This window comes from Ochrobactrum sp. BTU1, assembly GCA_018798825.1.
Taxonomy (GTDB): Bacteria; Pseudomonadota; Alphaproteobacteria; order Rhizobiales; family Rhizobiaceae; genus Brucella.
Genome location: CP076356.1, coordinates 552,255 through 573,598 on the forward strand (window position 1 = coordinate 552,255; position 21,344 = coordinate 573,598).

Consider the following 21,344-nt stretch of genomic DNA (forward strand, 5'->3'; position numbering starts at 1 on the left):
CTTCGTTAAGTCGAGCTCCAAAATAGCATTCTACAATATGCCGCTGTCAGTTGCTGTACCGGGTGGTGCGGGCAGACTGACAGCGGCTTTTTTCACAAAGGCCTGTATTTGAGAGTATTTGACGCAGGTCGAAGGTAAACTGGTTTACCACTTCACGCGGAAGCCCACATTCCCCTTGATCGAATAGCTGTCACCAAAGTCATTGAGGCTGGTATTGACGACCCCTTCTCCGAAGATCGAATACTTGTCATCATTCCAGTTGTAGGATCCACCGATGCCAAGTCCACCCCACACCCGATCCTGACGGCTAGCAAGGCTCAGATCGTTAACATTGACTTTGCTGCCTTCAAGGAACTCATAGTAAAGGTTAGCGATGCCATAAATATGGCTACGGTTCTTCATCCCATTGCCGTTTTGCCACGAGGTCTCATGATCGAGCGTCAGACCAAGGCGACCCTGCAAGCTGTCTCCGCGATCAAGGCTGACCGATGCGCCATAAATATCGATGAAATCGTCAAACTTGACGCGAGAATAGACAAGTTGCGCCTGCGGCGTGACTGCCCACTCAGGATTAATCTCGATCCGCTTACCACCCTCCAAGGAAAGGGCGTAACCGAAGCCGCTATTGCCATCTGCGAATGTCTTATCATTATAGTCTGATACGAGATCACTTTTGTACCATGTGGCTTGGCCCTGAGCGTCAATGTAAAAGCCATTCTCGCCATACCAGGTCAGCGTGCCACCCAAACCGTACCCATCTGTAGCAATATTGCCATCGCCCCAGCCAGTGGCGTCATTGGACGAGACCTTGGTTTTGCCATGTACATATTGGGCAAACACGCCGCCGATAAGCTTACCGCTCTCGGCTTCGCTTAGCAAACCATCAATACCGGCCTGCAATTTGACAGAATTTTGCCTGAAATCGCCGCCTGTCGTGGAAGAGTCAGATCCAAAGCGATTGTGTGCACCTTCAATACGACCCCACACACCATTGCCTTCTATCGCCACACCTGCTTCCTGTGGCGTTGCATACGGTGTGCCAACAGGATCCGCACCCTGTTCAATTACCTTGTTGCCGTTACCTGCCCAGAAACGGTTACCAACGCGCTGCTGCAGCGTCGATATCCCGTTCAACCCGAGGAGCGCTTGCGGGTAGGCTTCGTAAGTTTCAGCAGCTGGCGTTAGAACAAATTCGCCGCCAACAGTATTACCGCCACCCGTGTTGCCACCGCCAGTATTCGGATCCGTACCGCCAGTGCCGGTATCTTCAACCTTCTTTACAGAGCGCAAATACCAATCTGACTTATCAATACCGGATGCATTTCCTTTATAAAGCCCATAGGCATAAGCACCAGCAACGATAACTTGCTGGTTTGAGTACACTTCATTGCCAACGAGACTGAAAACACCATTCGATGTGCCGCCGACCGAGATTACCTCGATGCCTTCCGTCGTAAGCGCACCACTACCCCCGGCATTTGCCACATAGACTGATGTCATACCCGATGTATCGCCTTTAACGACAAGCTTATCCGTAGTCGAGCTGTCGTCACCAAGCGCGGTGTCGATCGAAAGACGACCGTTGTTGCCACTATAATTGCCGGCAATCGTTACAACATCACCAGCCAGATTGTCCTGTGTTGTGATCAATCCTGAATTGTTCACGCCGCCAGAGATAGTGTAAACACCTGTACCACTGCCTGTTGCAACAAAGGACGAGCTCGCATCGACCGTCAGATTGGCGGCAAGCGCCAGCGCAGCCCCGCCATCTAGCGTCGAAGAGTTCGTCAGATAAACGCCCGTCGCAGCGTCTCCCGCCGCTCCGACGGCAAGGCTGCCATTGGTCAGTTCAAGCCTGCTGTTATCAAGCGTGAATATTTCCCAGTTCTGGATTTTAGACCCATCATAGGAGCTATCCGCATCATGAAGTGTCAGCTGATCATCACCTGTACCACCGTCGAGTGATGTAATTCCCGAGAAACCGCCATAGAGATCAACTGTGTCTGTGCCAGCATTCAAGCTGATCGAACCGTTAACGACGCCACCGTTTGCAATAACCACATGACTGTCTCCCCCGTTATTAACAATGGCAAGGCCAGAATCCGCACTGACAGTTGCATTGCTTCCGACAGTGATATTGCTCAGCACTCCTGCATTGGTCTGTGTCGAGATAGCAGCTCCCGCACCAGACTGAATCTGGCCGGTCACGGAGACGTTGACGTCATTGTTTGAGGCATCTGGGTCTGCGGGATCATTAGCGCTCGAGTTACTAACCACATATATACCGTAGTCGGCGCCTTTTGCGTTATTGACATCAACGTTGATCTGCTTGACGTTTGCGTTATCGGCATAAAATTCAATAGCATCATCACCCGAAACGATCGAACCCTGCGCACTGATATTGACCGTGCCGTCACCACTATGAATGGCATTAATGCCGTCATCACCCGACGTGATACTGTTTACAGCAATATCCAGGTTTTTTGTGGTTGAAGCCGTGTCTAACCAGACACCGATACCCGATACATCGATGTCGTGTGCGCCAACCTTTACGTCGCCTGAACCCCAGGTATTGAACCAAATGCCGTGACCGTTGGTGACCTTGATATCGTTCGCGTTGACAATGGTATCGCCAACGCCCGCATGATTGAAACGGATAGCACTTCCCAGCGATGTGACATCATTCACATCAATGACAAGATCGTGCGAATTCACCGTAGTCTCGATATTGATCCCTTCGCCCCCAGTGCTGACGATATTATGGGCATCAACACCAACATCTCCGGAACCATAGTAATCGATCCAGACACCTTGAGTGCCGCTCTTGATATCATTCACATCAATATCAAGGCCCTCAGCCTTGGATGCGATAATTGCATATATACCGTTGGTGCCAGACGAAATTAAACCAGACGAATTGATGTCGACCACACCGCTTCCGGAACTACGAATGTCAATACCGTTACCACCAGCAGTGACATCGACAACGTCAACTGCTAAGCCCGTCGTGCTTCCGCCATTATTGACATAAATTCCGGTGTTAATTTCACTATTTATTGCTCCAGTTGCAGCAATCGATGTCGAGCCTAACCCGTTGTTATTAGCCTCGATGCCATTGACCCTGCCGTTTACATCCGCCACATCAATCGTCAATTCAGTGGTGGCACCCCCGTTATAGACATAAATACCATTGTTCGCTTTGCCGGTCACATCGCTCGTTGAAGAAATCGATGTCGACCCCTTCCCATAGTTGTAAGCTGCAATGCCATAGCGGCCGCCAGTCACATCTACCGTATCGATCGTCAAATCGCTTGTGGTGCTGCCGTTGTAAGCGTAAATGCCATCGGCGGATGTACCGGTGACGCTGCCGGTCGAGGCAATTTGTACCGCACCGGTTCCGTTCGCCTCGACGCGAATTCCGTCCGTTGCTCCAGTGACATTATTGGTCTCTAAGACGACGTTCCTGCTTCCTGCAGTAGCTTCAACGTTTATTCCTTGCGCAGTTTCACCTACAACATTGCCGCGCGCGCTAATCTCCAGGTCACGCCCACCGGTCCAAACCAATGCATCAATACCAATAGTACGACCACTAACGTTATTTACATCCACGGTCATAAGCGAGCCGTAGTGGACAGCTCGGATGCCAGAGGTAGTCTTTGAGGAGACCGTACCCGTTGAAGTGAGATTGAGAGTGCCGTTGTTTGAACCACGATTGGTCAATAATACGCCATAGGAACCCGCTGATATATCTGCGACGGAAATATCAACATTGGTGTCTCCTGCGTAGACGAAGCCAAAGCCGTCCTCATAGACGAGACCTGTTGACCCCGCCTCGATGCTACCGGTTACGGCGATCGAGACGTTTCCGGCTCCTCGCTTGCCAACCGTGATACCCTGCGCAGCTGCATTTATACTATTTGCTTCAACTTTAATGTCACCCGTCATGCCAACATTACCATTAACGGATATACCTGAGCCCGAGAATGCGTTCTGCGTAACTATCGAACCCGAAGCAATAACGGTGGCGTCGCCAGCTCCAAAGACATTCGCTACAACGCCACTCTGTCCGCCAACAACGTCATTCACTCTGATTGTTGTGGCACCCGACGCCGAGTTTGCGCCGGTTACAAGGACCCCGAACCCATTATTGGCAGACGTCGCGGTAATTTTACCGGTCGAAGTAATCGTAGTATCTGTATTTGCAAGGTTGTTAACGCTAACTCCTCCATAGCCGCTGACATCTAAAACGTTAATATCAACACTTGTGGTTCCTACACCAGCCGTCGCAACAATACCGTTAGATGTGCTGTTGCCAATTATATGGCCGTTTGACTGAACAATCAATTTACCCGGATTGTTGTTGGTGATAGCCAGACCAACTGCTTGGCCAGAAATTGTTGCAGCGTTCGTGTCTATGAAGCTCGTGCCGCCATTGCCTTGGATCGTAAAAGCGTTTCCCGCCTGGGTCGCGTGGCCAAAGCCCGGTGACGTTGTCACAGATATATTGCTGCCGCTAATACTTCTAGTGGTATCACTGACCGAGGCCGGGCCTGAGCACACCGTGTTGCTCCCGGTGGTGACGCATCCCCCAGCAAACGCCGTTGTTGACGACAGAAATGCACCACCGAGTGAGAGAACCGTTGCAACAACTGTAGAAGTTTGGCTCGATCCCATTTCACAGGGCGCAATCCCACCGGCAATTCCTTTGTACTTGCCGACACGCCCGCCACGTAACATAAAGGTCCGCCAGAAATGCCATAAGCTTCCGACTTTGACGGAAGAATTAGTTTGAGAAGCTAACACGATTTTTGCCGAGTAGTCGCAAGGTAGGTCGTGTATTCTTTCCCGCGTTAAGTTACGAAATCACAATGCGAGACCGCCAATGGACAGTCCCATAATTTCTCATCGAAGGATCATCTTAATCGTGGCCACGTAATCGATGAATCAGTGGAATTTTCAAGCGATTTTGTTCCAAACACAGCCAATTGGAATTTGAGTTTTTACGTATTTGTAATATACGAATTTACCTTTCTGCACAAAAGAAAATAGACGGCCTCTAATTGTATGTTTATGGAATTTTCTAGAATAAGCAATAATTATTGCCGTATTTTTATATACTTCTATTTTCCACAACTTCATTGCTAAACGATATAATAATAAATTGCTTACTGTATTAATCATATATATTTCGAAATATAGAGACAAATAGATAGTTATGATAACTGTTGTTAAATCCCCATGGAGACCTAGGCCGTGTCTAACCACATACTCAATCCTGGTCCGGGGCGCTTCCTCCGGTCTCTTTCCTGTTGCATGGCCTTGTTCTTGTCCGCATGCGTTGTCAAACCACTCTATGCCGTCGACTCAGGCGCAGGCAAGACGATAGGTCGAACGGCGCGACCAGACCTCAGCACCAAGTTGGCGGCGATCAAAATTGATGAAGTCAGCGACATCTTCGCCGTGCAAGTCCGTAATCGTCTAATTTTCCTATTGGGACGCGGAGCAGGTGAAGCGCGTAGCGCGGCTTACAGGCTTCAACTGAACCTCAAAACATCCGAACTTGCTTCAGTGGCGCAGAATATTGGAGACAAGACGGATAAGATCGGAAGAGCCTCTTTGGGCATCGCCAATGCTACTTCCAATTTTGAAGTTTTCGATAAGGATGGAAAGATCTTATTTGCACACTCCCGATCGGTATCTGCATCGTTTGATCGCCATCGTCAGGAATTTGCAACTGTTACTGCTCAAAGGAATGCCATGCTCCGCGCCGCCGACGAACTCGCGGAGCAAATATATCTCGACCTCGCACAGACACTTGGAAATCAAACAGGGTAGCGAGCTCAATTCTCTGCGCAGCACCATTGCTCTTGTATGATTTGACAAAACTCACTGAAAGACAGAGAATTTTCGGTAGGGTTCTTCTATACGAGCCCTAATATAGTAAAGTGACTCGTTCACCCGATCAGATCGCCATCGAACTCTGGGCTAAGTTGAGAAGATCGGTTATATTCAAAGACGCACCAGCGTGATGCTGTGCCGGAATGAATAGCGCCGGAGTAGGTCTGCCGGCGGTACGCTACACAGTAGGCCTATTATGGGTTCGGGTTCGGGAGACACGTCTCCTCATCATGCTTCATCGCACACTTTAATGAGAGCATCGGCAGTAGGTTCTTTAAAACCGGAAAGAGATATCGCTATGGAAGAGCAGTTGCTTGCTTTAGTTGATCGGGAGTTAGATAGCAGAGCTGCGAGAAATGCCGCGATGGGCGGCGCAAGTACGGTCGAAAGGGTGCGCGGATATTCGGGAAACGTGCTCCCAATTATTGGCGCAGTAGATCTGCAACCCGCTGACCGCACTGTTCTGCGCACGAATATTCGTGGATTTTCCGATCGATTTGATTCTGAACCCTTTCCCACGCAATCCGCCCCTTCTGTTCGCGGGTTCTCTGTTGATCCGCTCCCTGGAGGACGTATAGGCCAAGATGAGCTTCGAGCCGGGCCGAGCGGATATTCTGAACCCACAGTAGGCAAGCCCGGTGGTGCCGGTGTGGGTGGACCTGAGCCACAGTTTCGAAATTTACTTAGTGAGTGGGTTCCATCGAAAAGATATACACCCTACCAAAAAAACCGTTTGAAAAGTCTTTTCGAGACTGCACGTGGTGCAATAGAAAAAAAATGCGGCGTTGGATTCGGCGGGCAGCACCATTATGAAGATATGTATAATGAGTTTTGGAACAGGGAAGTCAAAACCCTTTTGTCGAGGCGCGCAAAAGTCCTAATTTATGAAGAACGCACCGGAAACGATTATCGTCACCTACTGGAAATGAACAGGCAACATCTCATAGAGTACTTTCACGGAGATGTTCAGCGAACCGACGCGTTGTTATCCTGGTGGCAAACACAGTAATTTTATCAAGCTCCGCGACAATGGCCAGGATCTGCTACAGCGCGCAAGCATCATACGCACTGTAAGTTTCATCAATTCGCCGCCTGGGCGTCTCCTCAGCGGTCTATGTTCCGTCGCCCGAGAGCTTCGACTAGGGCGAGCGATACGCAAAATATTGTACGCCCAGCGAAATATTTCCGTATTCTATTTATACGAATTCAAAATTGATATAAGTATGAGACAATATTTAAAAGTGTTAACAAGTAATTGTGGATTCCTCGCTCGTTATTTTCCTTTAGTCTTCGATAATTGACAGATTAGCGGTTGAAGGAAGTAACCAATGCATGATGTCTGTTTTGTCAAGAACTTATCATCGTCGACAATTGATATTATTAGATACGTGTATAAAGACGAGCTTTTCGATGAAAAGAAAGCCGTAAAATTTACTCCACTCTTGAATAATCGTGGGGCAATGGAGGGTGAATTTATCCCAACAGAACAATGCTCCTACACGAATAAGCCGTCGAAAATATTTAACGCTCTAACATCCGGCATATTGTTGAACCAGCTCTGCTTCGTTTACCTTCTGGAGAGCGGGATTATTGTTCCGTCAGAAAAAATAGGCTCAACAGGGCGAATACTGTTAACCAACATCTCGATCGAGTGCCGGGGAATTATAAGCAGTAAGTCTGAGCGCGATTATTCATTTCAAATCTTAATTGACAGAAATGCGAAGCGAGATACCGGAAAGATAGAGCTATCCCTTTCCAAAGGACGTTTCTTAATCCGCTCAGATATTATCATTGCAAGCAAAGACCTTCACTAAGCTCACCAGATAATGATGCTGCCAGAGCATGCCATTTCGATCGAAGCGCCGATACTTGCCGGCTGCCATACCAAAGTTGGCAATGATCGGTCGATGCGTTAACTTAGCTATTTCATGCAGGACGAGCGCATCGTTCATGATCAATTCGCTACTCGGGCTTTGCTGCTACGCATAACCGGGCACTGCCTTTGGCTTTGGCGACGCATGCATGCCATGAGCTAAACCAATGAAAGGACTACTAAGGTGTCACGTCGAAGTCGAACCATTTTGCTGACAGACGCTTTATGACGTCACGATCTCGTGCAGAATGAATGGCGTTGTTGAACATGTTTAAAAGTTCCGGATCCGTCTTTCTCAGACCGACCCCTACCCCACCGCCAAGCAATCCGCCCAGAAAATACGGCCCGGTCATAGTGAGTTTCTCATAGCCAGGCAACTTTGAGGTTGCATTCAAGAATGCACGGGAGTTGACAACCAAATCTACCCGACCCGTACTGAGATCAAGCAATTCCTCCTCACCTGATCGATACTCCCGCACTTCTGCGACGTCTTTGAAGTACTCCTTTACAAGCGCGTCATCAATCGTTCCCTTGACAATCCCAACGCTTGCGCCAGAAATTGCGTCTCGAAGCTCGGCTAAACCGGCTTGCGATATCGATCTGTTCTGGGCTAGCTGAAGCGCCTCACCGGTTAACGGGAGTTTTTCGTAACGCCCTCCCTTCATTACCGCAAAGACTTGAGGGGTCAGACTATATGGGGTCGAGAAATCGATTACTTCGCGGCGCTTCGATGTGGCAGTGAGACCCGCCATAATGGCATCAAACTTTCCCGCCAATAGGCCAGGGATCAACCCTTCAAACGGCTGTGCAACGAAGGTACATTCCACACTCATCTGTTTGCATAGATATGCTCCAAGTTCCACCTCATATCCGTCGAGTGTTCCGTCCGCTCGGGTAAAATTATAGGGCCGCAGGTAGCCTTCTGTCGCAATGACTAACTTGCGCTCGCCCGACGCATAGGCCATGCCGATGAACGAGAAAATGCCGGTAAGGCCTAGAATAAGACAAAGTGGAAATCTGTTCATAAAAATCACCTCATTGGATTGCTTAAATTCAAAAGTGTTTAAGAACGGCGCAACGATACGCTATAGGGCGCTCTGACCGAGTTCACAAATGTCTGTCCACTTTAATAGCTATCATATGCGTTTTCTGCATTGCCTATAGTGTCGAAATGCGCCGCACTCCACCGCTGCTACGAGAACAATAGCAAAGCAAAGGAAAATCCCTAAAAAGTCATTGATACGAAGCGCCTCGGCTATCAAACAACATCGTCAAAATGAGCAGGAGGGTGGAGAGGAGAGCCGCAGCCAAGGCGCTATCGATAAGTGGTAACTCGGGCATGCTTAAGATGGCCACAGACAGGCCACCAGTCATCGGCTGCAAGAAGCCCAAAAGTCCAGAAGCCTTCACGCGTAGCGCCTCGGGCACATTTAATGGGTCCGCTGAGCCCGGCACTCCTATAAACCCATATGCGCCATTGAAGAGAACGATACCGACAATCGCAGCGTAAATTCCTAAGAAATAACTTAGCCCTATTGTAGTCACCCCCATAACCATGAGAGACAAGCCGATTCTTGATAGAATACTGCTCGAGTAGGAGGGAGCGCGACATCCGCCCACGATTAAACAGAGCGCTACGAATGCGTTATCCAACGACAGGATCAATCCGCCGACAATTTGATGCAGGTTTGCTTGGTGTTCAACAATGAAAGGCAAGCGCGCCACCAGGACACTAAACCCAATCTGGTATGCGACAACTCGCAGGACTGGCCGGAGGAAAACCGGCATCCCAAAGAGCGCTTGCCAATCGGTCTTGGACGAACGCGCTCTCGGCACATCCCTTCTCACCCAATGTCTACGGTCGATGGAAACGACGTAGCAGCCGACAGTTACCGCCGGAATTGCAAGAAAGAGAAGTGCCAGGCGCCACCCATATGCGAATGCAAAAGCGCTGATTAGAAATGGGATAGCAATCTGCGTGATCTCAACCAGTGCGAGCACCCATCCAATAACCTTCTTGTATCGGTTTGGATCGGTTAACTGATGCAATGCAACCCTGGTGGCATTCGAACCAACACTATTGGCCGCGAACATTGACGAGAAAAATACAATAAATACAGCGGGGTTATGTGTACAAGCTATCACCGTTGCGGCACATCCAAAATAAAGACAGGAAATGGCACAGCTCCGGTACAGTCCGAATGCGGCGATGAGCAGCGGAGAAATCAGCTGTGAACAAGCAAAAATGGCATAACAGCAGCCGATAATGGATTGAAAACGAGCCGGGGTTAGGCCACCGCTGATCGCCATCGATGGAAACAGCGGCGCAAGTCCGTCGAATAAAAGGGCAACTGCTACAAAGCGTGACACAGCCGCTGAAACCAAGTTTCCGTCTTTCAAAACGAAAAATCGATACATGCGCTTACATCATATGACCGAAGCCAATTCTTTGGCCATATCGCTTGCCTCACTCCGATTTCTACAGGCTGCCAGCCACCCGCTCAATAGGCAGCGATGTTCAGGATATTTTTCCGAGAGATAATTCTCGGCAGCGTCCCAATCCTTATTTTCCAGCCAACCTTGCAACGTTCTTAGCTCCATATATGTCAGTGGAAACTCTACATGAAGTTCAACAAATGAATCCTTGTTCGGGGTCGCAAAATCACAAGTCATATTAAAGTTTAGAACTCCGCTTCCCATAGCGTCTCCTCAAGTATTACCTATCCCTTTTTATACTGAGAAGCTTAGGTTCAACATCCACTGACCTCTAGTCCAATTTAGCGCAAGCAATATATTACTCCCTAAAATGACAGTGGATTGCCTTCATCGTTGCGAACGATCATCAATCATCAAAGTGTGCTAAACGCGCCCATGGAAATCTGAGATTTACCTTGTTTTTACTTAAAACCTATATTGATAATTCTATCCGTCGCGGTTTCGTAATCAGCGTCATGCGTTATTATAATGAGAATGCCATCACGCATGTGGTCTCTAAATCTATCGAGAACGCGTTGGGCTGTTTCTGGATCGAGGTTTGCGGTTGGCTCGTCCAGAATGAGAACCGCCGGCTTCCGGACTAATGCGCGGCAAAGCGCGATGCGTCGTCGCTGTCCACCCGACCAGTTTTTCCCGCCATCTCCAATCATCGAACGTAAGCCTAGTTTCCGCTCTTTCAAAACGGTATCGACTTGCAAATCTTCAAGAGCCTTTTGGACGGCTTCCTCGCTCACATGGGTTTCGCCAAGCCTGATGTTATCGACAATCGAGGCTGCGAACACATAGTCAGTTTGTGGAACATAAAGAATCTCAGTGCAGATGCGCTCAACACGATGTCCGGCCCTCGTCAGAATATATATCTTCCCTGAGCGCGGGGATATGATCCCCGCAATAGTCCGGGCAAATGTGGTTTTTCCTATTCCACTACGTCCTTTGATGAAAACCACATCGCCCACACTCATCCTCGCTGAAATCGGCGCCCCGAAGCCCCGTCCGACATACTGAGGGAGCACAGTATCGACTACGAGCTTTTCAAGAGATTGTGGCGGATGTGATATCTGTGGTGATTGATAATGGTTTTGATTGAGTAATTCAGCGGTAGGAAGGACTGCGATGAGGGCTTGGGAGACCCGATCGCCAGCGCGCGAGAGTGCCGTGATCGGCCCGATGACTTGAAAATAGGATAGAATGAGCGTCAGAACACCACCCATCTTTCCAATATCGTTTTCGTTCTTGGCGCCGAGAAAGAAGATCAAGATCACTACCATTAGCCCAAACCACTGTAATATCTCAAGCTTGATTTGCTTCCAGAAATAAAGTCGCCCGTGACGCGCTACCCGCCTTCGATTGTAAGCCAAGTGCCTTTCGAAAAGCTTCGTTACGAAATTCTGTGCAGAAAAACAGCGAACCAGCTCTTTCAGCTCATGCGCACGGCCAATGTCAGATACCACATTCGCAGAGCCCACATATAACCGCTGACCCGATATCAGCTCGCGTGTCGCAGTACTGCGGTTTAAAGCGAAATACCCAAATGCGATCAAACCCATGGCAAATCCGCAAAACATGTCGATGCGGCTACTAACCAAACCGAGAGCGAGTAGGAGCCCGAGACAATAGGGAACGATCATTGAAAACAAATCCGCAATTAGGGCGTGGCACCCTTCCTTTGCTTTGTTAAACAAATGAAGTAAGTCGGCCTCGGTCCTGTTGGCAGCGTCGATCGGTTCAGCCAGTGTTGCCAGCAGTGTAGCGCGCGCAATGTCGTTGCCAATCTCTTCGCGCGACTTGAGGGTGAAATAGGACGAGGTTCCATTCGCAGCGCCCGCTAGCAACCCAACCCCTATATAAAGTCCCGCCCAAAAGGCGGCAGCAGAAATCGAAAGCTTGGCACTTGCAATCGCCTCTCCCAGCAAGAAGGGCTGAGTTGTTAGCAAAGAGGTCGAAAGCGTTGCCGATAGCGTTGCGTAAAGAATTGATAGTTTGGTACTTTTGCTTGCCAAGCCACGAAAGATCTGGCGAAGGCCCGATATCTGATCGTACCTTTCCATCACCAGCATTCTCAGTCGACAAATTTGATAGAAAACCGATCTGAGTAGTATCGGAGTATGTATTCGAGGCGAACGGCGTTGATGATCACATAGAGTGAAATCTTGGCTTCTGACCCATTTTGAATATCCCTTATAGCATTCATAAGCAGAGCGGAATTTGCAATCATCTCGGCGTGAAGTAAGCTTTCGCAGAAAAAAATGTCGCTTCGGAAGTCTAGAAAATCATCCATGAAAACTCTGCTGAAATTCTCTTTGAACCGAGGATTAACAAAGTAGTCACTGAGCCCTGCTTTCGCGATCGTTAATCTATTCAACAAGCGGTGCCGCTTGTGTTCAGGTGGCACGATTTGGCAGAACCTAACCACAGCGGGATCTATCAGCGGATTCTTTGGCCATATATCATGGGTAAGAAAAATTCGAGCACGAACGAAAGCCGAAGCGAGTGCGCTTTGGCTCACAAAGGTTTGGGGGGCCACTGCCACTGGTGGAGTATTCTGGAAAAATAGCGATTGCAGTGCATTTGGACAACACTTCTGCGGAGCTGTTTCGTCGTCAAATAACGTCGTGATCGTTAACTCGTCTCCTCCGATCCCCGTAAATACCACGTCGGGTTTGCCATTGGGCATCGAATAAAATGCTTCGACAATGCCATCCCAGTACAGTTCATCATAAGGGCTAATGACAAAATCCCCTGCTAATGGCGGGTTTTCAAGACGGGTAAAGGGTTTGCAAACCGTCGAATGAACACGCGTATCTGCAGTCTTGAGTTGATCAATAAGTTCACGACGTCGCGCTAGCTGCTGATCTCCCGCGTTTCCACGATGGATCAACCCATAGGAGTGCCAAGAACCGTGGGTGTATCGCAATGCAATCGCAACACATGAAGAATCCATGCCCCCGCTCAATTCAACAGTTGGAACCGAGGCATGTTTGAGCAACTCCACACTTGACGCTTTAATCAGATCCAGGAAAGTTGACGTTAGAGTGGCCCCGACCGCCAGAGGAGACTCCTCATAAAAATTAACAGGTGTGCAAGTCGTGAATTCAATTTGGTCACTCCCCAGTGTCCACTCCGCCTTTTGCCCCGGCATTAGCTGCGCCACGTTCAATGCAATCGTCTCTTGAGAGAGTTCTGGCCCAAATTGGATAAAACGACGCAACTGCGTTCGCGAAAACGTCAGCGATTGTCGTCGGCCGACGAGCGCATTAAAATCCCAGCCGGCGGTAAAACGGTAATTTTCGCCAGACACGTAGATGGGAACGGTCGCATGCGAGGTCCTGATCACTGTTAAACGACCGTGATTTTCTAGATGGATTAAAACACCATCCCCCTCCAAAAGCGACGCGAACTCCACAATATATTTGGAAACATTCGATAAATTGCTCTGTGGTAAGGATATGTTTCTCTCAGCCACTACAAAAAGCGTTTCATCCTTCAGCGCTATCATGCGGCGATGCAGGAATTTGTCATTTACGACATTAATATAATCTTCTTTGAGAGACCACCCATGGCTTGTCTCGGTCCATTTATCGGCACTGCTTCTTTTATTTGAAACTGAAATCGTAATCATAAAATACCCGGGAAAAAAAGAGCCGCTTTAAGCGGCTCTTTATAGAAATATTAGCTGTCGCGGCGCATGCCTTGGTCGTCAGTTCCAGCTGGCTTCGGCGTAGTGCGCTCAACAGTAAAACGAGGAGACGAGATAAATACATTTTTTTCGTGTTTCATTTTAATTCTCCTTGGGATAGAAATAAAAATATAGAAACGATCGATTTAAATCGTACTTAAATAATACTTCTTTAAGTACATCTTTATTAGAACATATTTTCATTTTATATAAAATCACAATTCTTAGCTACCTATATTTTACTTCTGGTATAATTGGACATACTTTCCTTTATTAAACGGTTACTATTTTGCTTAACGATCCTCGCTGCGTTATGGATTGACTGCTCAACTGCCTATACTGATGCAATAAATATCGACAATGAAAGACTGAGCGTGGGCGTGCTCAACGCTGTTACGGCTTCCTCGGCAGTTTCACTCAAGCCAAAACTGGTGCCTGGGATTGCGCGAGCGACAATGGAACAGCTAAAATGTTGACGGGAATAAGTGAACCCTACATTCCTCGAGTGCCGGCATCGCTGGCCGGCAACAACATTTTCGCCAGCGTCTATCGTGAACTCTTTCGAGCAGTTTCAGCCTCGAGGAGTGCTGCTGCGGATATGAGATCTGTTTGCGTCGAACATCTGTCCTCTTCGCTAAAATTGCGGCCGTGACCCAGGCGTTTGGGACTCAATACGGTAATTGCGAATTCAGGCTTCTTTGGGATAACCAAGCGAGCCGCCTTGGAACTGACCAAAACAGGACCCTGGCAATCGCTAAGCCCTGTATAGTCTTCAGCCTTAGAGCGTTTCGCTCAAAGAAATATTCGCAGATAAGTTCGACCGAACGCGCACTGTTGCCCGCCAGTTCAGACGCCTTGTGAGAACACACTACAGATTGCCACATGTTTGCTACTTTCCACATGTTTTTTACCCTCATTCTTGGGCTTGCTAGTCGCCCTATATAGAACCTACCATCTTACTTCCGCGCACGTTCGACGCAGAGCCAGCACAATAGATCGCGCCTCATCCTCTAAGCGTCATCCAGCAACGCGGGAAAACTATAAGCGGTTCTTGTGAAGGAGGCGAACACCATGGTCTACACGGTAGATGTACGTGAGATTTCAAGAGATTTTAGAAAACATGCCGAACTGGCTAAGACAGACGACGTCATCGTCACACGCAATCACCGCCTCATCTGCGTTCTTATTAGCTTTGAAACCTATGAGAAACTAATCAAAGCGCCGGGACATTCGGTTGAACAAAGTGCTCCTCGCACAGGGAACGCTGAAGCCGATAGCATGATAGAGCCCAATCCATACAAGAAATAACCTCATCGGCACTTAGTCGGGGGTTCCTTCGTCAATCACCCTAATAGAGACGAACCTACTCGCTAGGAAATCACACATCAAATCGGTTTCCATCGACAACCAAGCAGCTTCATCAAGCCTGGAACGTAGCCGTTGACCCGTTGTAGTAGCGTTTATCTCATTATTGGGATCGTAATAGCTTGTCTTTGACGTCGCGCAAAAGGGATGAGATCCAATTAATACCAGGGCCATCTCGGAAATTCCACCGCCCTAATCATCGGTTCGCCCTGCATTCTGGGGAGAAACTCTTCGTTTCATTGCCGCGTCCACGTCGGGAACCAACCTCAAAAGCTTTCTTCTATGTAATACGGCGCCCTCTGAAAATATCCCTCAGTTTCATCAATTTATCCAATTAGGGGTCGTTTGCGGGAGGGGGCGAAATCCTACGCTAAGGGTTTCCGCACCCTCTGAACCAACCCGCACCGGTCCGCTTAAGAGCGCACCTCGCTCAGTATTCCAGCATCTGAAGATCAGTCGGCTCCGGTTTTGCGCCCGCAGCGGTCAGCATCGCGTGGACCTGGCCCCGATGGTGTGTCTGATGGTTGAAAAGCTGCATGGCACAGAGCGCTTTTGGCTTCTCGATTCGGGTGGAACCATCCCCAGGGTACCAGACAATCATCCCGCCCAAGTCGTCGTCGCACAATCTCGCAGCCCATTCTTCGATTTCTTTGTTCCTATGCAGACGGAGAGCCTTAAAGTCAGCCCAATTCGACGGACTTGTAAGAGAGTGCTTGATGGCTTCCTCTGGCCGCCCATTCCCCTTCAGACGTTCCAATATCAGGGCATCAGCCCAATAGAGGTGGTTCAATGTCGCTGCGATCGACTGAAAGAATGCACCGCGATCCTTCCAGCGTTCCTCGTTTGTGAGCTCATCGGCGGCCGTTACCAACGAGGCATTTTGCCAAGTGTTATAACGGGACATAAGTCGGCAATATCCGGCTGAGATCATCTCATCCTCCAAAAAGTTATCAATGTTTGGCTTGAAACAGTGCCGGACGGGTTAGTCTTGTCCTACGCAAATCGCGTCTCAACGCTAGGCGTCAGGCTGGTCGCCTGGGTATCGGACTGGCTGCACTGCTTTAGTAGATATAGGCCTTTCGCTGTTCCCTGACAATCATCCGAAGTGGGCATGGCGCGGTGCGTCTTCATCCAGCCCGTTTATGGGAACCGTGAAGTTCTACGCTAAACCAAGTACGCGATTTCCATAATCTCTGAGTTCGCCCTTCGGGCCGAGGTAGCGATAGAGGGTAACGCGCTCGATCCCCAATTCCTTGCACAGCTCGGAAGCAGAGGTGTCGCGCTGAGCCATTGATGCCTGGGCCAGACGCACCTGCGCTTTAGTGAGAGCGAAGTTCCGCCCTCCTTGGCGTCCACGCGCTCTTGCGGCGGCGAGGCCAGCCATGGTGCGTTCCCGGATCAGGTCACGCTCGAACTCGGCTAAGGTGGCAAAAATACCGAACACCATGCGGCCGGATGCGGTCGTGGTGTCGATCTCAGCGCCTTTTCCTGGCAGCACACGCAGGCCAATCTTGCGTTCTGACAAATCCTTTACGGTGTTGACGAGATGGGCGAGCGACCGCCCAAGGCGATCGAGCTTCCAGACCAAAAGGCCATCGCCGGCGCGCAAGGATTTTAGACAAGCGCAAGACCTGGCTGATCATCCCGAGTGCCGGAGGCGCGAGCCAGAAACGAGATGGAAAGTCCCTATCGCCCGATCTGCTGGCCCATGTCTCGCCGCTCGGATGGGAACACATCAATCTCACCGGCGAATATCGATGGCCAAAGCCTTAGCGTAGGATTTCGCCCCCTCCCGCAAACGACCCCAATTAGTCATGTTGTAACTCACCGTTGGGATCCATCATCAACCTAGTGACGGCTCGATTGAAACCAATCATAACTATCCATCACTTTGAATTCGGTTTGCAGCTCCGTCGTAAGATAAACCACGCGCGCCAGCACCGCTACACCGAGTGCGCAGGTTGGCTCATCGCATTTGAGAAAACACGGATGGCTTGCAGGCGCTTGCACAATGGCAATAGGTGCCCTTTTCCCACCCGGAAACAGTCGCAGACATCGGCACAAAGAGGCTACTTGAAGCATCACTGTTTCCCGAATATCGGACATCAGGCCAGCAAGGATCAATCCGTTTTTCGATCGCTGCACTCTGGCACCTCATTGCCACGCAATTTATGCCTTTAATAAATCACGCCAGAGGAATTTCGTTTTGATTGCTGACAAGTCCGTAACTAACCTTCTCAGGAATTGCCGATCCCAACCACCGTAAAATGCAGGGGCTACATGTTGGAATTGAACAAGGTTCACATTGAGGAGATTATGGGCAGGCAACGGGATACACGAGAGGATTTCTTAATGCGTAATTTGTTTGTTGTTACGTCCATTATCGGTGGAATCTGTCTATCGTCAGTTCAGCTCGCTTCAGCGGAGAATGCAGTCCCTTCCGCCAGAATGGTCTGCGCCGCTTCTGGCGAACATAGTACCACGGAATGCGCAAAAAAGTGCGCACCCATGGCTCTTACTCTGATAGGCTTTGCTGCATGTATGTAGTGGCAACTCGCCATTGCCGGTCGCTAACACTATGAGAGAAAGGCAATGTCCAGCCAGCGGAACACCCGAATTATTCCTTCTGCGCTCGCCACTTGCCGAGCCGTAACCAACTGCAGCGAATAAGCTGGCATGCGCATAATACGCTATTCCATAAATTAGATCAGACGAATTAGGCGCGAAAAGGCAGGAGTCTGATCTATTGTCGAGAGGCGATAGATCAGACTTCGATACGACTGCCGGTTAATGGTCAATTTGTCTGGTGGACAACCTCCAGCTATTACTGTTGTGGCAATCCGTTGGAATAGGCTTCCATCTCGCTCGCAAACACCCAGCCTTCGGGACAGCCGCGATAACCATTATGACTATCTCGCTTGCAACCCGCCATCGTCTTTTTAAAATCACCCGAAAGCGCCTTTGGCTCCTTGCAAAGCTCCTCGCCTTTGCATTCGGCACCATGGTCCATAGGGAGAGCAACAACATAATATTCTTTGTCAGTGGCATTCACCTGGGCGGCTGCTTTAATACATACAAGCTGCTTTGATGCCAGCACCCCTTCTGTTTTCCCGTCAGTGCCAGTTACTGCCACATCTTTTCTCAAAGAAGCAGCCTCATCTCCAATCCGACCAAAATAAGCCGCAACGGCACAGTTTCCATAGATTGTCACATTGTAATAGTCGCCGCTCTCGATATTGCCAGCAGTACACGCGTCTTTTCCTTCGCCTTCGCACACAATTCCTGCCGAGCGCTGCAACTCCGTTCGTTCGTTGGCAGACAAATCTGCAGAGTTCGATGATGTAGCTGTTGCTTGTGAAAGTGGCAGACAAGCCAAGCCCAGAAAGAATGCAACTTGGAATGACCATTTTCTAACATTGAACATTCTAAAACTCCCGAAAGACTAAATAGCGTCAAAGATACATAACTGAATCGCCGTCGTAGTACCACATCGCACCGAAAAGTTGACCCCAGGCTGGCCGCCTTCAGATTTACTGTTAGTTTTTGCGGAGTTTTTGCTGGGCGGACGCAGCTACCTTAGTCATCCAGCATCTCGAAAGCAGTCGGCTACAGTTCCGATTTTCCGTTCTGACAAGTCCATCGCAGTATGAGCAGATGTGCAGAAAACCGTGTGTTCCCCGGTGGTCAAAGGGCATTTGTCCAGCAGGAAAGTCATGCAATGACCTCTCGCCCAGTTCCCTTAGCCCCACTCGCCTAGCACAGATTGACCCCCATCGCCAACCCTAATGCGTTCTTTTATTTTCCGCGGGTTGTCTCCGGCTAAACGTGTCTCTTCCTGAAACTTTCCGCCAATTCCTAGGGAATGAACACTGAAATGTTTTTCTTTAAAATCCAGGCTTCGATCGGTTGAAACGAGGATCATTGAAAATGGCTAGGTCAAAAACCAAAAAGTCTGTCGCGCTGATTAAGGCCGAAATTCGCAGTCTCAACGAGTAACCACAAGCTGCTCTGATCTTAGAGGCACAAAAGATCGGCGAGCTGGCAATCGCTGTTGGCCTCTCGGATATGCCTTTGTACGATCTCAAACCAGCCTTCAAGGAACTTGCGGAACGACTTCACTCCAACACAAATCGGCGTGCTGTCACGGACTGAAATAGAAAACACAGCCAAAAGTGGACTAGTTATGATCAGTAAAGCAAGTCGCTTTTGCGACACTCACGAGAAGAACCAGCTGGGTGACCTGGTGGTTAAAGCAGGGCTGCGCGAGGCGGACAAAGCCTATTTGCTTGGCGTCCTTGTCATGGCATCGCAGGAGTTGGTGAATGAGCGTTTCGTCCGTGACATGACCGCTCTCGGCAAATGGGCCTTTGCCAATTCGACCTGACCGGATTTTTACCAATTTCACTCGGCTTTAGTAGACTAATTATCTGTAAAAATATGGTTTTTTGAACTGGACGATTGAAGCAGCGTAAGTGTCAGCGGAGGCTTAAGCGCCAAACTCCACCCACTCATTCTTCCGCACAAATTACAGGAGGCGAAGATCTTGCGTAGCCCAGCTAGTCAATCCTACAAAATCCGGCGCGTCCTCATTTCAGCGGCCCTCGGACAGTTTGTCGAGTGGTATGATTTCGCTATTTACGCGTATTCAGCTCCCGTCATTGCAAAACTTTTCTTCCCGCCGGGGGACCGCTTCACATCTCTTCTCGCGACCTTTGCAGTTTATGCAGTCGGCTTTCTTATGCGTCCCTTTGGCGGCGTCATCTTCGGAGGTTTAGGTGACCGATTTGGGCGTCGCATCGCATTATCGTTTGTTATTCTGTCCATGGGTGCTGCCACTTTTATAATCGGACTTCTGCCCAGTTACGCGAACATTGGCTTGGCCGCCCCTATCTGTCTTTCGATCTGCAGACTTCTACAAGGCTTGTCCGCCGCTGGAGAAGCTGTCGGCTCCAACTCTTTCGTTGCCGAGCATGTAGCATCAGAAAGGAGAGGGTTTTGTGTGGCTTTTACGCATGCATTTGGAGCCCTCTCTCCGGTTTTTGCAGCAGTCCTCATCCTTATTCTGACAAATTCTCTTCGCCCAGAAGTTTACATAATCTGGGGATGGCGAATCCCTTTTATCATAGGGGGACCAATTGCACTCATCGGCCTTTACATCAGAAGCAAGGTGGAAGAGTCACCGGCATTCGAAGTCACGAACGCCGCCAAGCGCTTGACCCGATATCCGATTCTTACCGCGGTCAACAAGCATCGCTCCAAAATGATACTCAGTTTCGCACTGGCGGCATTTTCGAGCCTCAGCTTTTATACATTGTCGGGCTATTTGGTGACCTATCTTACCACGACCGTAGAATTGGATCAAAATACCGCACTAATATCAAACTGCGTAGCGCTGTTTGTATCCTTCCTGTCAATGAGTGGTGGAGGCTGGGTCTCAGATAAATATGGTCGAAAGCCCGTTTTATTGCTCGGCCTGATCGGAAGTTTTGTCATTCTCGTCCCGGCATTTATGATACTAGGGCACGCTACTCTCTTCTCGGCGATCGTAGGACAAGTTCTTCTTGCGTTGACTTTTGGGGTCTATTGGGGTGCAGTCGGTGTTACGTTAATAGAGCTTTTCCCAACGCGCAGCCGCTTCACCGCTTCCGCAATCAGCTACAATCTCGCATTCGCGATATTCGGAGGAACAACACCGTTCATAAGCATTTGGCTTGTGGCGAAAAGCGGCAATAAACTTTCTCCCGCAATTTACATGGCAGTCATTCCGATTTTTGTGCTGCTTGCAATACTTCGAATGCCCGAAACCTCAAAGACAAGCCTGGTTCACGATGAAGATATCAAACAACCCGAGCCATCAGCCTGACTGCGCTAAACTGAATTTGGTCCGGCGGCATTTATGACCGATTCCGTTCGCCTCAGGACTGATCCGATTGAGATCGTATGAGTGGCAACTATTCTGACCCACCGAAATTGTCTCTTCGCTTTTTCCAACGACGCTAGCTAGTCGAACCTCACTTAGATTAATTTTTCCGCTGG

15 protein-coding genes and 1 pseudogene are annotated in these 21,344 nt (G+C 49.3%); 6 read left to right on the forward strand and 10 right to left on the reverse strand.

The genetic code is table 11. The features are described 5' to 3' along the window. Positions 1–144: 144 nt before the first annotated feature. Positions 145–4,737, reverse strand: coding sequence for an autotransporter outer membrane beta-barrel domain-containing protein (locus KMS41_21605; protein QWK80356.1), 4,593 nt, complete (start codon positions 4,735–4,737; stop codon positions 145–147). 681 nt (positions 4,738–5,418) lie between these two features. Between KMS41_21605 and KMS41_21610 the strand changes: the two genes are divergently transcribed. Then, positions 5,419–5,835: a hypothetical protein gene (locus tag KMS41_21610; GenBank protein QWK80357.1), complete on the forward strand. Its 417-nt coding sequence runs from the start codon at positions 5,419–5,421 to the stop codon at positions 5,833–5,835. 361 nt (positions 5,836–6,196) lie between these two features. Further along, on the forward strand, positions 6,197–6,907 hold the full coding sequence (locus KMS41_21615) for a hypothetical protein (GenBank protein QWK80358.1): 711 nt from the start codon (positions 6,197–6,199) through the stop codon (positions 6,905–6,907). Positions 6,908–7,676: 769 nt separating this feature from the next. Here the strand turns inward: KMS41_21615 and KMS41_21620 are convergent. The 6 genes from KMS41_21620 to KMS41_21645 all read right to left on the reverse strand — a co-directional run bounded on the left by KMS41_21620 (position 7,677) and on the right by KMS41_21645 (position 13,886). Then, the gene (locus KMS41_21620) at positions 7,677–7,850 is read right to left on the reverse strand and encodes a hypothetical protein (GenBank protein QWK80359.1); all 174 of its coding nucleotides are present in this window, start codon (positions 7,848–7,850) and stop codon (positions 7,677–7,679) included. Positions 7,851–7,950: 100 nt separating this feature from the next. Then, positions 7,951–8,796 carry a transporter substrate-binding domain-containing protein gene (locus tag KMS41_21625; GenBank protein ID QWK80360.1) on the reverse strand — a complete coding sequence of 282 codons (846 nt, stop codon included), beginning with the start codon at positions 8,794–8,796 and terminating at the stop codon, positions 7,951–7,953. A gap of 208 nt (positions 8,797–9,004) precedes the next feature. Then, a complete protein-coding gene (locus KMS41_21630; GenBank protein QWK80361.1) occupies positions 9,005–10,189 on the reverse strand; it encodes an MFS transporter in 1,185 nt (394 codons plus the stop codon). Between the two features lie 9 nt (positions 10,190–10,198). Continuing rightward, the gene (locus tag KMS41_21635; protein ID QWK80362.1) at positions 10,199–10,471 is read right to left on the reverse strand and encodes a hypothetical protein; all 273 of its coding nucleotides are present in this window, start codon (positions 10,469–10,471) and stop codon (positions 10,199–10,201) included. A gap of 197 nt (positions 10,472–10,668) precedes the next feature. Then, a complete protein-coding gene (locus KMS41_21640) occupies positions 10,669–12,315 on the reverse strand; it encodes an ABC transporter ATP-binding protein/permease (protein QWK80363.1) in 1,647 nt (548 codons plus the stop codon). An 11-nt stretch (positions 12,316–12,326) separates the two neighbouring features. Beyond that, positions 12,327–13,886 (reverse strand): hypothetical protein, encoded by a 1,560-nt coding sequence (locus KMS41_21645; protein ID QWK80364.1) that lies wholly within the window; start codon positions 13,884–13,886, stop codon positions 12,327–12,329. Between the two features lie 1,128 nt (positions 13,887–15,014). Between KMS41_21645 and KMS41_21650 the strand changes: the two genes are divergently transcribed. Further along, complete coding sequence (locus KMS41_21650) at positions 15,015–15,251, forward strand: hypothetical protein (protein ID QWK80365.1); 237 nt, start codon at positions 15,015–15,017, stop codon at positions 15,249–15,251. A gap of 487 nt (positions 15,252–15,738) precedes the next feature. Here the strand turns inward: KMS41_21650 and KMS41_21655 are convergent, their stop codons facing one another. Both KMS41_21655 and KMS41_21660 read right to left on the reverse strand, forming a co-directional pair. After that, positions 15,739–16,239 carry a DinB family protein gene (locus KMS41_21655; protein QWK80366.1) on the reverse strand — a complete coding sequence of 167 codons (501 nt, stop codon included), beginning with the start codon at positions 16,237–16,239 and terminating at the stop codon, positions 15,739–15,741. Between the two features lie 228 nt (positions 16,240–16,467). Beyond that, positions 16,468–16,932: pseudogene (locus KMS41_21660) on the reverse strand (recombinase family protein). On the opposite strand from KMS41_21660, the gene KMS41_21665 reads away from it, so the two are divergent. Beyond that, positions 16,920–17,081 (forward strand): Tn3 family transposase, encoded by a 162-nt coding sequence (locus KMS41_21665; protein QWK81159.1) that lies wholly within the window; start codon positions 16,920–16,922, stop codon positions 17,079–17,081. The pseudogene KMS41_21660 and the gene KMS41_21665 sit on opposite strands and share 13 nt — an antisense overlap. A 1,051-nt stretch (positions 17,082–18,132) precedes the next feature. On the opposite strand, the gene KMS41_21670 is transcribed toward KMS41_21665, so the two are convergent. Continuing rightward, on the reverse strand, positions 18,133–18,732 hold the full coding sequence (locus KMS41_21670) for a hypothetical protein (protein QWK80367.1): 600 nt from the start codon (positions 18,730–18,732) through the stop codon (positions 18,133–18,135). A 759-nt stretch (positions 18,733–19,491) separates the two neighbouring features. Here KMS41_21670 and KMS41_21675 point away from each other — a divergent pair. Beyond that, on the forward strand, positions 19,492–19,692 hold the full coding sequence (locus KMS41_21675) for a conjugal transfer protein TraD (protein QWK80368.1): 201 nt from the start codon (positions 19,492–19,494) through the stop codon (positions 19,690–19,692). A gap of 159 nt (positions 19,693–19,851) precedes the next feature. After that, positions 19,852–21,171, forward strand: a complete 1,320-nt coding sequence (locus KMS41_21680) for an MFS transporter (GenBank protein ID QWK80369.1) — start codon at positions 19,852–19,854, stop codon at positions 21,169–21,171. Positions 21,172–21,344: the final 173 nt, after the last annotated feature.

Excerpts from the sequence above, each read along its gene's own strand:
- KMS41_21670 (QWK80367.1), bottom strand. The coding sequence starts at position 18,732 with ATGTTCAATGTTAGAAAATGGTCATTCCAAGTTGCATTCTTTCTGGGC.
- KMS41_21625 (QWK80360.1), bottom strand. The coding sequence starts at position 8,796 with ATGAACAGATTTCCACTTTGTCTTATTCTAGGCCTTACCGGCATTTTC.
- KMS41_21605 (QWK80356.1), bottom strand. The coding sequence starts at position 4,737 with ATGTTACGTGGCGGGCGTGTCGGCAAGTACAAAGGAATTGCCGGTGGG.
- KMS41_21645 (QWK80364.1), bottom strand. The coding sequence starts at position 13,886 with ATGATTACGATTTCAGTTTCAAATAAAAGAAGCAGTGCCGATAAATGG.
- KMS41_21630 (QWK80361.1), bottom strand. The coding sequence starts at position 10,189 with ATGTATCGATTTTTCGTTTTGAAAGACGGAAACTTGGTTTCAGCGGCT.
- KMS41_21655 (QWK80366.1), bottom strand. The coding sequence starts at position 16,239 with ATGATCTCAGCCGGATATTGCCGACTTATGTCCCGTTATAACACTTGG.
- KMS41_21615 (QWK80358.1), top strand. The coding sequence starts at position 6,197 with ATGGAAGAGCAGTTGCTTGCTTTAGTTGATCGGGAGTTAGATAGCAGA.
- KMS41_21635 (QWK80362.1), bottom strand. The coding sequence starts at position 10,471 with ATGGGAAGCGGAGTTCTAAACTTTAATATGACTTGTGATTTTGCGACC.
- KMS41_21675 (QWK80368.1), top strand. The coding sequence starts at position 19,492 with ATGATCAGTAAAGCAAGTCGCTTTTGCGACACTCACGAGAAGAACCAG.
- KMS41_21640 (QWK80363.1), bottom strand. The coding sequence starts at position 12,315 with ATGGAAAGGTACGATCAGATATCGGGCCTTCGCCAGATCTTTCGTGGC.
- KMS41_21620 (QWK80359.1), bottom strand. The coding sequence starts at position 7,850 with ATGAACGATGCGCTCGTCCTGCATGAAATAGCTAAGTTAACGCATCGA.
- KMS41_21650 (QWK80365.1), top strand. The coding sequence starts at position 15,015 with ATGGTCTACACGGTAGATGTACGTGAGATTTCAAGAGATTTTAGAAAA.